Source organism: Polyangium jinanense (assembly GCF_028435265.1).
Classification (GTDB): Bacteria; Myxococcota_A; Polyangia; order Polyangiales; family Polyangiaceae; genus Polyangium; species Polyangium jinanense.
In genome coordinates this window covers 52357-69386 of record NZ_JAGTJK010000015.1, presented here as the reverse complement: position 1 = coordinate 69386, position 17030 = coordinate 52357, and the positions used below count along the sequence as shown (strand labels likewise).

Below are 17030 nucleotides of genomic sequence, written 5' to 3'. Positions count from 1 at the left end.
GGCGCGGGCGGTTCTAGAAAGAAAAACCCGCGCCGCTCGTCACGCTCCGCTCGCCGAGCGGGATGATCTCCGCGAAGACGTCGAGACCGATCGGCAACGTGGCCACGAGGCCGAGGCCGAGCTGGAACTTGTAGCGATCGGTCCCCTGTCGATCCTCGCCGTCGACCTGCCAGAAGATCGGGCCGCCGAACACGCGGGCGACGGCGTAGGGGCTGAGCACGTCGTAGAACGTCTTTCCCGCGACCGCGCTGAGGCGGAGATCGCCGGCGTAGTACGGCACGGCGGGCGCGTCGCGGCGCGCCTCGCGGGTCTCCGCGCCCGCGAAGGCGAGCGAGGCGCCGAGGATCACGAAGGGAAAGCGATCACGGCCGTCGAGCAGGCGGTAGGACGTGGCGACGGAGGCGGACCAGCCGGGGCCGAAGTCGTAGCGTCGCGCGCCCTCGCGCAGGCTGCCCCAGAGGATGCCGCCCGCGCCGAGCTGCAGCGTCCACCTGGCGCCGAGCCTGCGCTCGAACGTGGCGACGGCCGCGCGCCGATCGATGGCGACGTCGTACTTCCCTGCGAAGACGAGGTTTGTCCAGGCGGAACCCACCGTCGCGCCGACGCGGTAGAGCCGCGGGCGTGGCTTGACCACGGGCGCGCCCGGCAAGCTCCGTGGAAGGGGCGCGTCGAGGTCTTCGCTGCAGGAGGGGATGCCCGTCGGACCGACGGCCGGCGCGACGCCTCAGGCCCGCGCGTCGCGCGTCGTGCCGAGGATCGAGGTCAGGGTCGCGGCGGCCGCGAAGGCCACGCCGAGCACGTTTTTGATGGGTCGCATAGGTCCTCGCGAAGGGCGTGAAGGCGCCATTTCGGCAGGCGGACGCTACCACGGAAGGCAAGCTCACCGCCCGAAAACGGTTTATGCTGGACGGCGATGATCGAGCTCGAGACGCCGTATCACCTCGTGGAGACGGATGGCTCGGGGCACATCCTCATCATGCGCAGGACGCCGCGGGATTACCCCGACACCTGGATGATGGAGCAGGACCTCGAGGCGGTGATCGCTGCGTTCGACGAGATCGGGCGCGATCGGAAGAAGCTGCTCGTGGATCTCCGCGAGGGGCCGCGGCGCAACGATCCGCAGTTCGAGGAGACCATGCGGCGCTTTCGGCCCCGGCTCTTTCGAGGGTTTCGCGGCGCCGCGATCATCGTGAAGACGGCGGTCGGCGCGCTGCAGGTCAAGCGTCACCTGCGCGAGGACGGCGCGGGCGCCGAGGTTTTTCACGACGAAGCCGAGGCGCTCGAGTACCTGCGCGGCCAGAGCGTGCGCGGCGAAGCGCCGCCCGTGAGCCTCGCGCCGCGCAGGCCACAGGCGCTCGAGTCGCACCGGAGCGATCGCATCTCGTCGTTGCCGACGGCCACGCCTTTCCGGTCTTCGCAGGAGCCTCCGCGCAGGCCCTCGGAGGTCGGTGATCCGCCGCGTCGGCCCTCGGAGGTCGGTGATCCGCCGCGTCGGGCCTCGGAGGTCGGTGATCCGCCGCGTCGGGCCTCGGAGGTCGGTGATCCGCCGCGCAGGCCTTCCGAAGTGGGCGAGCCCCCGCGCACCGAGCGGACGTCGAGCGTGCCCGCTCCGACGACGCGTCCATCGCGGCACTAGCCGCGCTGCGGCTGGAAGGCCGCGGAGACGCGTGCCACCCTCGGCGCCATGAAGATCGCGGCGACGGGCGTCACGAGCGGCGTCGGGCGAAGGCTCTGCGAGATCGCTCGGGAAGCAGGGCACGAGGTGACGGGGCTCGTGCGGGATCCGGCGCGCCTCGACGCGCGCGCGCTGTCGCGAATCGGCGTGCGTGTCGTGGGCGGAGACATCGCGGATCGGCGAGCGCTCGCGGACGTGCTGCACGGCGCGGACGTGGTCGTGCACGCGGCTGCCATGGTCGGCGAGCCGACGGACGCGGCCGAGATGGAGCGCGTGAACGTGGGCGGGACACGCGCGGTGATCGAGGCCGCCGCGGAGGCGCGCGTGCCGCACGTGGTGCATGTCTCGTCGGTGGCCGTGTACGGCAGGCCCGACCACGGGCGCGTGACCGAGGCATGGCCGACGCGCACGAGCGGTTTGCCCTACGAGGACACGAAGACGCATGCCGAGCGGCTCGCGCACGAGCGGGGGAGCGCGCTCGGGCTCTCGGTGATCGCGGTGCGTCCGCCCATGATCTACGGCCCTCACGATCGGAACTTCCTGCCACGCGCGCTCGCGACCTTACGCAAGCGGATGATGCTCCTCGTCGACGGCGGGCGCGCGCCGCTGAACGTCGTGTGGGTCGATCACGTGGTCGACGTCGTCCTGCGGGCCGCGGAGCGGCGAGATCTCGGCGGCGAGGCGTTCAACGTGATGGACGAGGTCGACGCGCGTCCGCCGAGCGTGCGCGAGGTGTTCGAGGCGATCGCGCGCGCGGCCGAGCTACCTCTGCCGCGCCTCTCGCTCCCGTATCCGGCGGCGATGGCGGCGGCGAAGTCGCTCGCGGCGGTCTTCTCGCTGGCAGGCCGAAAAGAGACGCCGCCGCTCACGCCCTTCGTGGTGAAGCTCCTCTCGCGCGACGTCGTGTACGACGCGTCGAAGGCGGTGCGCGAGCTCGGCTGGACGCCACGCATGCGCGCGCTCGAAGGGATCAGCCGGTACGCCGCGGAACTCGCGGGCAAGGCGCCCGCGTATCAACAAGCCTCCCGCGCGGCTTCCCCGGGCAGCGTCGTGGAGTAGACTGCGCGGCGCATTTCGCGTTCCCGAAGGCCGAGGATCTGCTCTCCGATGACCGAACAAGCGCACCCCGTTCCCGAATCGCCGATCGAGCTCAGCGTCATCGTCCCGTGCCTGAACGAGGAGCTCAACCTGCGCGAGCTCGCGGCGCGCGTGCTTCGTGTCTTCGAGGTCGGCGGGCTCGTCGGGGAGCTCGTGCTCGTCGACGACGGCTCGAAGGACGGCACGGCGGCGGTAATCCGCGAGCTCTCGGCCGCGTCCGAGGGCCGGATCGTGGGCTGCTTTCACCCGGAGAACCGGGGCATCGCGGCGGCGTGGCGAACGGGCGTGGGTGCGTCGCGGGGCAAGCTCGTCGCGACGATCGACGCGGATCTGCAGTACCAGCCGGAGGATCTCCTGCGGCTGCGGCGCGCGCTCTACGACCACAGCGTCGACGTGGTGCAGGGCTTCCGCAGCGCGGTCGGGCGTCGCAAGGACCAGCGATATCACCTGAGCCGCGGGCTCAATCACCTGCTCAACGGCGTGTTCGGGATGGAGCTCTCGGACAACAAGAGCGGGTTCGTCATGTGCGCCCGCGAGGTGATGCTCGACCTGCTCACGTACCGCGGGACCTATTTTTACTGGCAATCGTTCATCATGGTCGCCGCGCACGCGAAGGGGTATTCGTACAGGGAGATCGAGACGATCTTCGAGCAGCGGCGGCAGGGGACGAGCTTCCTCGAAAAGACGGCCGTGCGGGCGAGCGTGCTCTCGCTCGTCGACATCGGAAAGGCGGCGTGGGAGTACCGCGTGAGCCGCCCGCCGCCGGACGCCGCGCACCAGTTCTTGCGGCGCCATCCGGTCGCGGATCGCACGCCGCCGCGCACGCCCGTGCAGGAAATGCGCTGGCGCTCGTATCTCGCGGCGTTCGACAGCACGCACTGGATGATCACGCGGGACGTCGAGCATTACTACGAGACGCTCTGCAAGACGCAATGGCTCGGCGTCGCGGAGACGCGGGAGCTCCAGGACGAAAAACTCCGGCGCCTCGTCCGGCATGCGTACCGCAACGTGCCGTATTACCGCGCCCGCATGCAGGAGCGCGGGCTCCGGCCCGAGGACGTGCGGGGGCAAGCGGATTTGCACAAGTTGCCGCTCCTCACGAAGGCCGACATCCGCAAGCACCTCTACTTCGACATCATGTCGGAGAACCACGACAAATCGCAGGTGTTGCGCATCGCGACGAGCGGATCCACCGGCGAGCCGTTCGTCTGTTACGCCGACCGCGTGCAGCTCGAATCGCGCTGGGCGGCGACGCTCCGGGCCCAGGAGTGGACGGGGTATCGCTTCGGGGATCCTTGCGTGCGGCTCTGGCACCAGACGATCGGCATGTCGAAGAGCCAGATCCGGAAGGAGCGCGCGGACGCGATTCTCTCGAATCGGACGTTCGTGCCGGTCTTCGAGATGAGCGAGAAGAACCTCGCGGCGATGGTCCGTACCATTGCGGAGGCGGAGCCCGTCTTGCTCGACGGGTATGCCGAGGCGCTCGATTTCCTGGCGCGGTACCTGCGGGCGCACGGAGATCTCTCGGTGCGGCCGCGGGCCGTGATGTCGAGCGCGCAGACGCTCCCGCTCCCGAGCCGGCGCGTGATCGAGCAGGCGTTCGGGTGCGCGGTGTTCGACAAATACGGGAGCCGCGAGTTTTCGGGCATCGCTTACGAATGCGAGGCGCACGCGGGGCACCACGTGGTCGCCGAGGGGTACATCGTCGAGATCTTGAAGGGCGGCGAACCGGCGAAACCCGGGGAGATCGGCGAGGTCGTGATCACCGACCTCACGAACATGTGCATGCCGTTCATCCGGTATCGAATCGGCGACCTCGCGGAGGCCATGGATCCGCTCGCGCCGTGCACGTGCGGGAGGGGCGCGCCGCGGATCGGGGCGATCGAAGGGCGCGTGCAATCGATCATCCAGGGCACGGACGGGCGGTTCGTGCCGGGGACGTTCTTCGCGCATTACCTGAAGGAGTACGATCACGCGATCAAGCAGTTCCAGGTGGTGCAGGAGGCGCTCGGGGCGATCACGTTCCGGGTCGTGAAGGGCGGGCGTTATTCGGACGACGTGCTCGACGAGGTGCTGGCGAAGTTCCGCGAGGTGCTCGGCGAGGACCTCGGGATCTCGGTCGAATTCGTGGACGAGGTGGCGATGGTGCGCACGGGCAAGCGCGTCGCGGCCGTCTCCAAGCTCGGGATCGATTTCCAGCGCAGTTCCGCTTCGGTGCGGCCGAGCGTGGACCGCGAGGCGAATCGCGCATGACACAGGCGTCCTCGGTCGCGATCGTCTCCCGCCCGGGGACGACGTACGCCGCGGGCGGCGTGCCGCCGTTCGATCCGCCGAACCCGATCTACGCCATGGTGGAGGCGCTTTTCCGGGAGCTCGCGCTCGACGCGGCGCGGGCCGGGACGCCGGAATGGAACCCGCTCGGCGATTTGATCCGGCCGGGCGATCGGGTGATCGTCAAGCCAAACCTGGTCTCCTCGAAAAACCTCCACGAGAAGATCACGGGCGAAAAGCTGTGGGCTTCGAGCACGCACGGCGCGCTTCTGCGGCCCGTCCTCGATTATGCGCTCCGGGCCGCGGGGCCGGCGGGCTGCGTGCGGGTCGTGGATTCGCCCGTGGAGGGCTGCGAGATCGAGAAGGTCGCGGGGCCGCTCGGGATCTTCGCGGTGATCGATCACCTGCGTCGGGGCGGCGCGGACGTCGATTTCGTGGACCTGCGGTATTTCCGGGTCGCGCCGTATTTCGCGCTCGACGACGTGCGGCGCGGGGGCCTCTCGTACAACCTCGGCCTGCTCGTCCGCACGAAGCTTCCGGGAGATCCGCGCGGGTATCGGGTCGTGGATCTCGGCGATCGGAGCGCGTTTGCGCGAAGCGAAGCTCCGCCGGGCGAGCGGCTCCGGTTTCACCGCAGCCATTACGAGACGCCGGTCCCGCACCACACGGGCGGGAAACACGAGTACAGCCTGCCGCGCACGGTGCTCGACGCGGACGTGGTGATCAACCTGCCGAAGATGAAGACGCACAAAAAGACCGGCGTCACGCTGGCCTTGAAGAGCGTCATCGGATTCACGAACGAGAAATACTGGCTCCCGCATTTCACGGCCGGGGACCCTTCCGTGGGCGGCGACGAGTTCGACCGGCCGCGAGGTTTGGCGGAGCGGATCGAGGACAAACTCTCGCGTTTCCCGCTGCCCGGCGACCATTCGCTGGTTGCGCGCCTCGCGCGCCTCGGGGCGCCGTCGAAGGTGATCGACGGGAGCTGGGAGGGCAACGATACGCTCTGGCGAACCATTCTGGATCTGAACCGGATCCTCTTTTTCGTGGATCGCGACGGCGTTTTGCACGACGAACCCGTGCGTCGTTACCTCGCGCTCGTGGACGGGATCGTGGCGGGGGAGGGGGAAGGGCCGCTCGGGGCGACGCCGGTGGTTGCCGGGACGCTCGTGGGCGGGTTCGATCCGGCGATCGTGGACGCGACGGCCGCGGAGGAAATGGGGTTCGACCCGGCGCGGATGGCGATGATCCGGGAGGCTGTGGGAATGGTGTCGCGGGCCGATCTAGCCGCGAGGATCGTCCGGCGCGACGGGCTGCCCTTCGGGAAGAAATTCCGGCCGCCCCGGAGCTGGCCCAGCCTCGGATAACGGAGCGCTCGTCGTCGTCGGAATCGGCGTCACGAAGCGGAGCAGCAAAAGCGCGAAGACGATCTCGATCAGCGTGATGGCCACGCCCCACGCGGTGGTCGAGGCCGCGATGGCCGCGAGGCGCTCTTCATGCGTGGGGAACGGGGCAAAGGGTTCGAGCAGCGTGGCCGCGAGGACGTCGCGCGTGCCAAACCCCTGCGGCGTGATGGGCAAGGTGACCGCGACCATCAGGACGGGAATGAATGCAAACGCGGGCGCCGGGGGAATGCGGACGTCGAAGAACCAGAACGGAACCCACGTGCCGACGAAAAGGACGACGAGGTGCGGGAGGCGCGCGAAGAGGGCCCAGAGGTGGCCTCGCACGCCAGCCTCGAAGAGGGGCGCGAGGACCCGAAGAGAGGAAAGGCGCGCCGGGCGAATCGCGAGGAGCGCGAGGTAAAGAGAGCCCGCGCCGAGGGGCACGGCGAGCCAAAGAAGGGGCTTGTCGCCGAGGACGATGGCGACACACGAGAGGCCCAGGATCGAGCCCATCCAGGAGGCGTACACGAGCAGCGTGGCGCCGGCGACGCGGGCGAGGGGGACACCGTGGATGCGGGAAAGGGCGACGGTGAGGAAGGCCTGGCCGACGTGGTGGTTCAGGAGCGAAGGCAGGTAAGAGGCGCCGCGGAGGATGAAAAAATCACGAAATCGAATGGGCGCGACGGACCGGCGATAGACGAGCACGGTCGCCAAGCTGTCGGCGGCGCAAAGCGAGACCACGAAGACGGCCGCGAACGCGAGGAACGAGGGCGCCGAGACGCGCGCGAGTTGCTCCTGGAAAGCCTTGAGATCGAGGCGCGCGAGGACGAACGCGACGAGGGCGATCGAGACGACGAACGGCAGGACGGCGCGTACGAGGGATCGAGGGTGCTCGCCTTCGGGGCGGGGAGGCGCTTCGGCCATCGGCGCGACGTTACCAGATCTCGGCAGAGGAGCAGGTCGATCAGCCGGCCCGCCGCACGGCTTCGGGGGAGGCGAGGCGAGCGGCCATCACGCGGCCCTCGGAGGCGAGCGGGAGCTCGACGGTGAAGGTCGCGCCGCGGCCCGGGCCCGCGCTCTCGGCAACCACGCGGCCGCCATGAAGGTCGGTGATGTGCTTGACGATGGAGAGGCCGAGGCCGAGGCCGCCGTAACGCCGGGACGAGGAGGCGTCCTCCTGCCGGAAGCGCTCGAAGAGGTGCGGCAAGAACTCGGGCGCGATGCCCTGGCCGGAGTCACGGACGACGATGACGGCGCGGCCCCGCTGCGGGCGCACGACGACCTCGACGCGGCCGCCCGTCGGCGAGAACTTGATCGCGTTCGAGAGGAGGTTCCAGAGGAGCTGCTCGATGCGAGCGTCGTCGCCGAGGAGGGGCTCGCCGATCGGCGTGACGCTGACGTCGAGCGCGACGCCCTTCTGCTCGGCGGAGGGGCGCACGGTCTCGGTCGCGGAGGCGACGACGGCGCCGAGATCAAAGGGCGCGACGTCGAGGTGGATCTTGCCCGTGACGATGCGGCTGACGTCGAGGAGATCGGAGACGATCTGCGAGAGGACGCGGGCGTTGCGCTCGATGACCTCGAGGCCCCGATGGGGTTTGTCGCCGCCGTGGGGCGAGCGCGAGAGGACCTGGGCCCAGCCGAGGATGGAGGTGAGCGGCGTGCGGAGCTCGTGCGAGAGCGTCGCGACGAACTCGTCCTTGAGGTGGCTCACGCGCTCGGCCTCGGCGCGCGCGGCGCGCTCGCTCTCCTCGATGTTGCGGCGTTCGGTGATGTCGAGGGTCAAACCCGCGGCGCGCACGACGTTTCCTCGTTCGTCGCGGTGGACCTGTCCGAGGGCGGCGATCCAGCGGATCCCGTGCGCGCCGCGGGCGACGCGGAGCTCGAGGCGGAAGTGCTCGGCGCCGCTCGCGAGCATGCGCTCGGACTCGTCCACGATGCGGGCGCGATCGTCCGGGTGGATGGCTTCGATCCATCGTTCGACGGTCGCGACGCACCTCGGATCGACGCCGTAGAGCTCGTAGTTGCGCTCGGACCAGACGAGGTGGTTCGTCGCCACGTCCCAGGCCCACGAGCCCGCGCGCGCGGCGTCGAGCGCGAGGCGGAGGCGGGCCTCGCTCTCGCGTAGGGCCTGCTCGGCGCGGCGGAGGCGCGAGAGATCGACGACGTAAAACATGCCGGTGAGGTCGCGCCCGTCGCGGCCGAGGACGACGGCGCCGCCGATCAAGGCCGGGACGCGGCTGCCGTCTTTCCGGAAGAACTCCTTCTCGTAAGGCGCGCAATAGCCCACCGTCCGGAGCTGCCGGGCGGCGAGGTCGTCGGCGCCGCGGTGCTCGGAGGGCGTGAGCTCGCTCCACGTGAGCTTGCCGTCGAGCTCGGCGAATTCGTGGGAGCTCCAACCAAGAAGGTCGAGGAAGGCGGGATTCGCATCGACGATCGCGTCGCCGCGGAAGGTGGCGACGCCGAGGGTGCGGGAGGCGACGAGGGTGCGGAAATGCTGGGCGTTCGTCGCGCTTGCCTGGGCACGCTCGGCGATGATGCGCTCGGCCTCGCGGCTGCGCGCGACCTCGCGATGCATGCGGCCGCTCACGGCGCTGATGGCGACGCCGATGCAGGTGAAGAGTCCGATCCGGGCGAGGTCGGCGGGGCTCGTCAGCGTGGGCGCGTGGACGGGCTCGATGAAAAAGAAGTAACCCGCGCCGAGTGCGCAGATCGTGGCGAGGATGCCGAGCCAGAAGCCGCCCAGCGCGGCGCAGATCGTCACCGGCAGGACGAACGCGAGCATGGGCGAGGACGCGCCGAGCAGCGGTGCGAGGCTCTCGCGCAGCACGACCGTCCCACCGACCGTGCCGAGCACCAGGAAGAGGCCGGCGGGTGAGTTCGTCCCGTGCCGCGGGCCTTTCCACGTTCCCGGGAGGAAGTCGACACGAGACGGCATCCGTGCCGCTCCATAAAACCTCGGTCGTCGTAGCGGGAGCCTGCGGATGAGGGGCGACGCAAAAGCGAGCGTCGTCCTTGGCGCCTAGCCCACCCTCCTCGGAGGCATGCTGCCCGAGGCGAGCGCGGAGACCAGCGCGCGAAAGCTTTCAGCCTCGAACGGTTTGAAGAGGAGCCGATCGCCGACGTCGCCCACGAACGACCGGACTTCGTCGGTGCACGCGCCGCCCGTCAAGAAACCCACGCGGCACTCGAGCGCGGGATCGAGCTCGAGCAGGGAGGCGTAGAGCGCGACGCCGCTCGTGCCGGGCATCATGAGATCACAGAGGACGACGTCGAAACGTTCGCCCGCGCGGACGAGCCCGAGCGCCTCCTCGGAGCCGCAGGCGCAGACGAGATCCATGTCGCGGCCGAGGATGCGGCGTACGGCGGTGCAGACGTAGGGCTCGTCGTCGACGAAGAGGACACGAGGCCTGTCGCCGCGCCCCGAGGGGCGGAGGCCCCTGCGCGAGCGAGGTGTGAGCTCGGCGGGCCGGAGGATCACGCGGAAGATCGAGCCCGTGCCAGGCGTGCTCTCGACGAGGAGCTCGCCGCCGAAGGACGTGACGATGCTGTGACAAACCGAGAGGCCGAGGCCCATGCCCTCGCCGACGGGCTTCGTCGTGAAGAACGGATCGAAGATGCGCGTGAGGCGGTCGGGCGGGATGCCGACGCCGTTGTCGACGACCTCGACGAGGACGCGGCCGTCGATCGATCGGGTGACGAGGCGGATCTCGTTCTCCGACTCGGGGCGATCGGGCATGGCCTGCGCGGCGTTGGCGAGGAGGTTGACGAAGACCTGGCCGAGCCGCGCCTCGTTGCCGATGACCTGGGGCACGTCGCCGAACGCGCGCGTGACGCGGGTGCGGTGGCGCAGGGCGTGGTGGGTCATGCGGATGGACTTGTCGAGGACGGCATGCACGTCGATGGGGCCGCGCTCGGCGGCATCGCCGTCGGCGCGGGAAAACGTGCCCATGTCGCGCACGATGGCGCGCATGCGCTTGGCGCCTTCGAGGGCCTCGTCGAGGGCTTGGGTCGCGGCCTCGTACGTGTCGGCGTCGGGAGGCGCGGCGCGCAGGGCCTCCGCGACGAACTCCAGGTTCGCGAGGACGAACGAGAGGGGGTTGTTGATCTCGTGGGCGACGCCGGCGGCCATGGTGCCGAGGGAGGTGAGCCGATCGGCGAGGAGCAGGCGCGCCTCGGCGTGCCTGCGCTCGGTGACGTCGCGGCAGAAGGCGACGACGGCGCGCGTCTCGGCGCCGTCGCGGATGGGGAAGAGGATGGTGTCGAAGACGAGGCGCGCGCGCGAGCTGCTCCAGGTGTTGCCGTAGATGTCGAGGTTCACGTCCTGGCCGTGGATCTCGACGACCTCGCCCGCGTAGGCGCGCGCGAAGCATTGGTCCATGCCGGTGCTCACGTGGAGAGGATCGGTGAGGGCGTTGAAGACGCCGACGCCGTAGGTCTTGCTGGGCAGGCCGAGCTGGTTGCGGTGCGCCTCGTTCATCTGCACGGAGGTGCCGTCGGGGCCGAAGATCTGGATGCCGACGGGGGCGTTCTCGAAGACGGCCTGCGCGAGCCGCTCGCTCTCGCGCAGCGCGAGCTCGACGCGGCGACGCTCGGTGATGTCGGTGGAGACGCCGAGCGCGCCCGTCACTTCGCCCGAGGCGTCGCGGAGGGGCCAGGAGACGTGCTCGAACCAGACACGGCCGATCGCGACCTCGCCCATGTAGGCCCGTCCCGCGAGGGGCTCGCGCACCTGCGGCAAACTACTGCCGGGAACCGTCGGGAGGTTGAAGGCCGAGGTGCCGATGAGCTCGCCTGGCCGGAAGCCGAGGTGCGCGAGACCCTTGCCTTCGGCGAAGGTGATGATGCCCTCGCGATCGACGGCCCAGAGGACCACGGGGGCGTTGTCGAGCAGCGCGCGCAGGCGCGTCTCGTTCTCGCGGAGGAGGGCCTCCGAGTGGCGGAGCTCCGTCACGTCGCGGCTCAGGATCAGCGCCTCGCCGCGGGGCAGGGCGGCGACGCGGACTTCACGGAACATGGGGGCTCCGTCGGTGCCCAGCGTCTCGTATTCGAGCGAGACGACGTCGGTCGTCCCGCGGACCTTCTTGATGGCGTCGAGGACCTCCGGCGCCCGCAGCGGCTGCAGGATCTCGGTGAGGTTCTTGCCGACGAGCGCGGGGAGCGATTCGACGCTGCGGCGCCGCTGTCGCCGGCCGAAGTGCGCTTCGAGCACGGTGCCGTCTTCGGCGACGCGGAAGATGTTGTCGGGGAACGCGGCGAGCAGGGTGTGGAGCTCGTCGTTGGCCCGCGCGAGGGCCCGCTCGACCTCGCGGACCTCGCGGAGGTCGGTCGAGACGGCGAAGGTGCGGAGGCTCTTGCCCGCGGCGTCGCGCTCGACGAGCGCGGTCATCACCACCTCGAGGAGACTGCCGTCCTTGCGCACGAACTCGTATCGGCTGCCTTGGCCGACGCCGCGCTGGAAGAGCTCGGGGATCCGCGCGAGGGCGAGCTCTCGGGAGGCCTCGGTCATGAAGTCGACGGAGCGGCGGCCGAGGACCTCGGCGCGCTCGTAACCGAGCGCGTCGAGCCATCCGTCGCTGACGCTCACGAGGCGGCCTTCGGCGTCGATCGAGTGCAGGATGATCGGCGCGTGCTCGTAGAGGTACTCGTGGCGGCGCTCGATGTCGCGCTTGTCGTCGAGGATGCGTCGGGTCGTCTCGACGCGGCGGCGGATCGCGGCGAGGCGCGGACCGAGGCGTGGCGCGTCGTGCGGGAGGACGAAGAGCTCGTCGGCGCCGGCGTCGACGAGCGTGCGGAGGTGGGCGTCATCGTCGCGATCGGTTGCGACCGCGAGGGCAGCGGCGTCGAGGCGCGCGCGGGTCGTGCGGCAAGCGTCGAGGGCGGTTCGGGGGGCGTCGCCTTCGAGGTCGAGGACGACGACGAGGGACGGGTCGCCGAGCGTGCCCGGATCCTCGTTCGGGAGCACGTCGAAGCCGGCGGCGCGGAGCTCGGCTTCGAGCAAAGCGCGCACGGGCGAGGTGCGTCCGAGGATCGAGGCGGGGAGAAGGCTCGGCAAGACCGAAACTATCTCGCGCGTGGCGCGGCGCGCGCAAGGGCGCGGTCGATGCTGGCGCGCGCTTCACAAACGAGCGGCCTGGGGATCGCGGTAAAAGGCAGAGGATCGCCCTTCGGATCGCAAAACCCGAACGGGCCGGAGAACGCGGCGTCGTGCGGCCAGGGCGGACTGTCAGGGGGTTTGCGTCGCGTCCTGCGCCGGTGGCGTCTGCTCGATCTCGCCCGTCTCCGGGTTCACGTCCTCGATGGGCTTGCGGTCGCGCAGGTAGCGCCGGATCGCCTCGTTCTGAACGAGAATGGGCGAAAGGAGCGCGCCGCGCGCCTTCCGATCCGCCTCGCTGTCCGAGGGATACTTGCCGAGGATCATGGCCACGGCCTGAAGCATGAGGGATTGCCCCTTCGTGCGCGCGTCCTTCACCGTGGCGTAGGTCAAGGTCCCGCCGGGGCCCTCGATGGCGGCGCGGTATTGCCCTTCGAGGGTCATGAGCCGCGCCACCTGCCGCGTGAGACCGAGCTCCGTCACGAGAGCCTTGTAATCGGGCTCGTTCACCCGCTCCAGAATGCGGTTCACCTCGGCCAGCTCGTCCACGAAGCCGAGCGTCGTGATGGCGCCCACGCCCTTCGGGAACAGGACGTCGAGCATCTTCAGCGCCGCGTCGGCTATCGGATCGCCCGGCGCGCAGGCGCGAATCTGCGCATCGGCGCCGTCGCGGAGGGCGCCGAGGGCGGCGTCGACGTAGATATCGAGCTGCTTGGCTTCGGGCGAAAACGTCGATTGCTTTCGACCAGCCCATCGCGCCTCCAGCGCGCGTGTGTCCGTGTCATAGGCGATCGCGTTGCCCGTGTGCACCACGAGGTCCGTGAGTCCAGAAGCCAGGGCGAGCTTTCGCACCTGGTGCAGGGCGAAGAGCCGCCGACCGGTCGAGAACGTGTAGAGGCGGAACAGGGCGTCGAGAAAAGGTTCCATGCAGGCAGTCCTCGGACACGTCGGCCCCCCTGCGGGTTGGACGTGGTGTGGACGGCAGGTTGCATCGACGTCGACCCGGAAGGCAAGGGAGATTCGTGGTCCCGACACCATCCCGAGCGCGGGAGGGCTGGGAGCTCGAAGCGTGGAGGTCGCACCGGGGGCGTGGTGGGTGGAGGTCTCGCCTCGCGGGCCTCGGACGTGGGCCCGGGTGGCCTCGAGGGTCCGCATTTGGAACACGAGCGCGGGCAAAAGTGGGTGAGGGTCACGCCTCGCGTCGCCGGACCCCGGGCCAAGGCGGGTTACACCCTCCCGTTTGGCGACACCGACCGGGTGCGGGCAGGGTGCCCTCCGCCCATTTTCTGTGGCGACTTTGGGCCGAGGAGGCAGCACCCCGTCGCTGTCGGGGTTCGAGGCCCGAACGAAGGGGGCCCATGCCGCCGCGATCGAGGTTCGGATGGCGTCTTTCGAGGGCGAAGGTCCGCCGTTTTCGGGTTCGAGATGGCGCTTTTTCGGGGGGCGAGCACCCGATGCCAGGTGCGTGTCGGAAGATGGGTGGGGCAGGTCCACCTTTGTCCGCGATCGAGAAGGAAATGGGGTGGGTGGTAGCCAGGCGAGTCGAGGCCCGGGCGAGGCACGACGAGGGGCGCGGGCGTCGCGGCTGGGGGCCCCGCGAGGAATGGGGTGGGGGCGAGGGTCGGCAGAGGGGGTTCGACCCGGGAGGGGGCAGGGGCAAGGCCACGCGGCACGGGGCTCGACCCCGGACTGACAACGTCCGCGCACACCGTGATTTGTCTTGCCGGACCCGTTCGTCCTCCTGATAGATGGGCCACAGCTCATCGCAGGAGGGGATTCCAGATGGGACGAGGGGATTACCTCGTCGCGGCGTTCGTCATGTGAGCGTATGGCTATTGCGTACCGCCGCAGGACTCGAAGGAGTGGGGCTGCTGCGTGTCGCAGAGGAACCGCTGGTCGTAACAGCAGCCCGTGCAAATGGGGCCTTCATTTCGTCGGAAGCAACCATTGTAGCAGTTCATCGACGGCACGTTGCACTCTTTACGCGGCGTGAATCCACCATCGATCCCGTCGAAACGGCCCTTGGGCTTTTCGCGCGTGCTGCAGCCCGCGCCGAGCACGAGGACGAGCCCCGCAAATACCACTGAACGTCGAATCATCATGGACAGCGCCCCGATGGCCGGGTCTCTCATTGCGGCTATTCTTTGTCGGGACACGAGTAAAAACGATAACCACCATCGTTGGCGCACGACGAGCCGTTGTCGTCACAGCAAGCGTGGCACTTCTCTCCCATGTCGGCCTTGTAGCAAGCGTTGTGACAAGCTCCGGCCTTCCTAGCGCATGGGTCGCGATCCGCTTCGGTGGGGTCAGTCGTGCAAGCAGGGACCATCGAGGCGAAGGCCGTGACGAGTATGGTGGCACGAATGAATCTCATGGTGGTCATGTTCGCCATGTGAGCAAGCCGAGTCAAGGTTCGTGTACTCGCCGCGCGACCAAGGAGGTGGATGCATCGAAGGCCGCCCTCTCCGGCGTCGACAGGGGGCGAGCAAGCGAGCTTCGAAGCGGCGCATGGCGCGAGCGCAGGGCCGCAAGAGATGGTGCTGCGGGCGATGACGCTCTCCGCGGAGATCACCCAATTCGAGGTCACATCGCAAGAGGCGCTCACGCCGCACGCGGATTTCATGGTCACGCATGGCGTGCAGAGCCCGGACATGACCTCCGGGGCGCAGCGCTCGATCCACGCGATGCTCGGGTATGTCGATCGACGTATTGCCAGGAGCGACCGGGCGGCGATGTCGCTCCTCTTCGGGATCACGATGCGGAGGCAAGCGCTGCAATTGCTCGACGAGAGCCAAGCCGTGCGGGACACGGTCGCGGAGGCGAAGATTGCGAAGGCGGAGGCGACGTTTCACGAGAGCGCGGAGGCGCATGTGCTCGCGTTCGAGCAGGCGCCGCCCCAAGGCGTGAAGCTATCGCTCCCGTACCTCGCGAAGCGATACGACGAGGTCACGGCCTTCTTGCAGATGCGCCCGCTCTGCGAGTTGCCCTCGTCGTCGTGGCGTGAGGCCGGCTGCGCGGAGATGCGTCCGCATTTCAAGACGGCGGCGACGTACCGCGCGACCACCCTGCCGGAGCTCATCCAGACCGGGCTCTCGACGATGAAGGCGCAAGGCGTGGGCGGCGCGTTGCTCGATGTGGCGGCAGCGAAGCTCGCGGCGGGCGATGTGAAGGGGGCTGCCGTTTTGCACGACGCCGCTTTGCGCGGCGCGGAGGGGACATGAATCGCTTGCTTGTTTTCTGGATCGTCGTGCTCGTGCTGATGACGCCCGCGCATGCGCGGGCGGGGACGCCGTACAGCGTTCACTGGGAGATGCTCCAGGAGAGCAACTCTTGCGAGGACGCCCGCCTCGGTATCCCCGGGGGCGACTATTTCCACGCGAACCGGATGCCGCTCGCGACCTTCGAGGTTCCGGGGGCCTACGTTTCGATCCCGAACGGCCCGAAGAGCAACGTGGCGGAGGCCCCGTCCAACTCCGTGCTCCTCCGCATGGGCACGAACGAATTCACCTTCGGCACCCAGAACGCCATGGGCAACGATACCTGCGTTCACCAGCAGAACTTCGTGACCCTCGTCTCGATCCCGCTCGGTATCCAAAAGCCGCTGTTCAACGTCCGGCGTGACGGGACGGCCTTCAGCGGCAGTACGCAGGTCGGTCTCTCGCTTTCGGAGATCAATCCGCCCCTCGCGCGGGACATCGCGAACCTGGAGGTCGAGATCGCGGCCGAGCGGAAATGGCTCATCGAGAACGCGGCGAAGGCCGCGAACCTCGCGGAGAGGCTCGACCTGCTCCAGCAGCTCGATACGGAGCTGCATGATCTCGTGTCCCGGCCGCTCGACGAGATCAGCGAGGTGGACCTCGACGCGATTTTGGAGCGGTACGGAGACGTGGTCGACGAGGCCACGCGGGAAGCGCTGGTGCAGCTTCTTTCCGACCTGAAGAAGAGCGTTCAGGATTTGAAGGACGAGCTCGCGAGCCTGCTCGAACATTTCGGCGCGCAGGCGGACGCGGTGGCGGATCTGGTGACGGGCGAGGCGCGGGCGGCCGGGTTTTCGCCGGATGATCCGTGGGAGTATTCGCTGACGTCGTCGGAGGTGCCGTGGGTCGAGGTGCCCGACGTCGGAGACCACTTTGGGGACTATGCGGAGGTGATGCAGACGCTGGTGCATGCATCATCGCGCATTGCGATCGGGTTCCTGCCGTATGCGGGGCCGGCGCTCGACCTCTGCGAGGCGGTGACGGGGAAGCTCCTGTGTTTGCCCGGGGGGGAAGGATCTGACCACACCACAGAGGAGCGAGTCGGCTCGGCGGTGGGCTTCGGATTCGGGAGGGACCGGGAGAGGAAGCGGGAGCGGAAGCGGGAGCGGGAGCGGCAAGTGGAATCTGATTGTGTACCGCTCCGGCGGCTCCCGCCGGCTCCCGCCGACCCGGTCACCATCATGTGACGCTCGGTTCCCGGGCGCATCGTGAGCCCCCTGGCTGGTTTTCCGTTGCCGCCGAGCCGATGCACG

12 protein-coding genes are annotated in these 17030 nt (G+C 69.1%); 6 read left to right on the top strand and 6 right to left on the bottom strand.

Annotated features, from left to right (window positions below; genetic code table 11):
• Positions 1-13 precede the first annotated feature (13 nt).
• A complete protein-coding gene (locus KEG38_RS25610) occupies positions 14-634 on the bottom strand; it encodes a hypothetical protein (RefSeq protein WP_272422521.1) in 621 nt (206 codons plus the stop codon).
• Between the two features lie 279 nt (positions 635-913).
• Here KEG38_RS25610 and KEG38_RS25605 point away from each other — a divergent pair, with 279 nt between their 5' ends.
• The 4 genes from KEG38_RS25605 to KEG38_RS25590 are packed head-to-tail and all read left to right on the top strand — an operon-like array spanning position 914 to position 6411.
• Positions 914-1636, top strand: coding sequence for a hypothetical protein (locus KEG38_RS25605; protein ID WP_272422520.1), 723 nt, complete (start codon positions 914-916; stop codon positions 1634-1636).
• Between the two features lie 48 nt (positions 1637-1684).
• The gene (locus tag KEG38_RS25600; protein ID WP_272422519.1) at positions 1685-2734 is read left to right on the top strand and encodes an NAD-dependent epimerase/dehydratase family protein; all 1050 of its coding nucleotides are present in this window, start codon (positions 1685-1687) and stop codon (positions 2732-2734) included.
• Positions 2735-2782: 48 nt separating this feature from the next.
• Positions 2783-5026 (top strand): glycosyltransferase, encoded by a 2244-nt coding sequence (locus KEG38_RS25595; RefSeq protein WP_272422518.1) that lies wholly within the window; start codon positions 2783-2785, stop codon positions 5024-5026.
• Positions 5023-6411: a DUF362 domain-containing protein gene (locus KEG38_RS25590; RefSeq protein WP_272422517.1), complete on the top strand. Its 1389-nt coding sequence runs from the start codon at positions 5023-5025 to the stop codon at positions 6409-6411. The genes KEG38_RS25595 and KEG38_RS25590 overlap by 4 nt, the downstream gene beginning before the upstream one ends.
• On the opposite strand, the gene KEG38_RS25585 is transcribed toward KEG38_RS25590, so the two are convergent.
• The 5 genes from KEG38_RS25585 to KEG38_RS25565 form a co-directional block, all read right to left on the bottom strand.
• Positions 6328-7353 carry a lysylphosphatidylglycerol synthase domain-containing protein gene (locus tag KEG38_RS25585; protein WP_272422516.1) on the bottom strand — a complete coding sequence of 342 codons (1026 nt, stop codon included), beginning with the start codon at positions 7351-7353 and terminating at the stop codon, positions 6328-6330. The two genes, KEG38_RS25590 and KEG38_RS25585, sit on opposite strands and share 84 nt — an antisense overlap.
• A 40-nt stretch (positions 7354-7393) precedes the next feature.
• Complete coding sequence (locus KEG38_RS25580) at positions 7394-9364, bottom strand: ATP-binding protein (protein WP_272422515.1); 1971 nt, start codon at positions 9362-9364, stop codon at positions 7394-7396.
• An 84-nt stretch (positions 9365-9448) separates the two neighbouring features.
• Entirely contained in the window at positions 9449-12481 is a 3033-nt protein-coding gene (locus tag KEG38_RS25575) for a PAS domain S-box protein (RefSeq protein WP_272422514.1), read from the bottom strand.
• A 171-nt stretch (positions 12482-12652) separates the two neighbouring features.
• Positions 12653-13447, bottom strand: coding sequence for a hypothetical protein (locus KEG38_RS25570; RefSeq protein WP_272422513.1), 795 nt, complete (start codon positions 13445-13447; stop codon positions 12653-12655).
• Positions 13448-14352: 905 nt separating this feature from the next.
• Complete coding sequence (locus KEG38_RS25565; RefSeq protein ID WP_272422512.1) at positions 14353-14619, bottom strand: hypothetical protein; 267 nt, start codon at positions 14617-14619, stop codon at positions 14353-14355.
• A 345-nt stretch (positions 14620-14964) separates the two neighbouring features.
• Between KEG38_RS25565 and KEG38_RS25560 the strand changes: the two genes are divergently transcribed.
• Positions 14965-15741: a hypothetical protein gene (locus tag KEG38_RS25560; protein ID WP_272422511.1), complete on the top strand. Its 777-nt coding sequence runs from the start codon at positions 14965-14967 to the stop codon at positions 15739-15741.
• Positions 15738-16964, top strand: coding sequence for a hypothetical protein (locus KEG38_RS25555; RefSeq protein WP_272422510.1), 1227 nt, complete (start codon positions 15738-15740; stop codon positions 16962-16964). The genes KEG38_RS25560 and KEG38_RS25555 overlap by 4 nt, the downstream gene beginning before the upstream one ends.
• Positions 16965-17030 lie beyond the last annotated feature (66 nt).